The following is a 498-nucleotide window of genomic DNA, read 5'->3' on the forward strand; positions in this document are numbered from 1 at the left end:
GCCGCCGTTGTTGCCGCCGTTGCCATTGCCGTCGTCATCATCGCCGTCATCATCGTCATTGCGGCCGCCGGTCGACGGCAGGTTGCCGAAGGACGACAGCCGGGGAAAATCGAAGTCCGGCAGGTCGTTGTCGTTGGCCGAACGCTTGGACTGCTGCAACGGCCGGTCGTCGACAAGGCCGGTATCGGGACGGCCGTCGTCGAAGGACAGCCGCACCGAGGCGCGCAGCCGGCCGGTCACCGTTGCAACCGTGCCGGTGGTCAGCGCGAAGTCGGCCATCAGCTCGCGGAAATAATCGGCCACGTCCTCGACGATATCGAGCGCGCCGGCGAGATCCGGCCCGGCCTGCGGCGCGTCCACCGGCGCCATCGCCTCGCCGTCGCCAAGCCCCGGACGATGCGCCGGCGCATTGCCGTCGGCCTCGTCGCGGCTGGCAAACACCGAGCCGAGGCCACCGAGAAACAGCGCCGACAGCAGCAGCCGGCCGCGCTTGCGCTC

The 498-nt window shown here is 69.9% G+C and carries 1 protein-coding gene; it reads right to left on the reverse strand.

The window, feature by feature from the left end; all coding sequences use genetic code 11:
- Positions 1-498, reverse strand: a 498-nt coding sequence (locus tag BC360_RS32255; RefSeq protein WP_161491401.1) for a hypothetical protein, incomplete at both ends; no start/stop codon positions are given.

It is taken from the genome of Ensifer sp. LC163 (genome assembly GCF_001695855.1).
In the GTDB taxonomy this organism is placed as follows: Bacteria; Pseudomonadota; Alphaproteobacteria; order Rhizobiales; family Rhizobiaceae; genus Ensifer.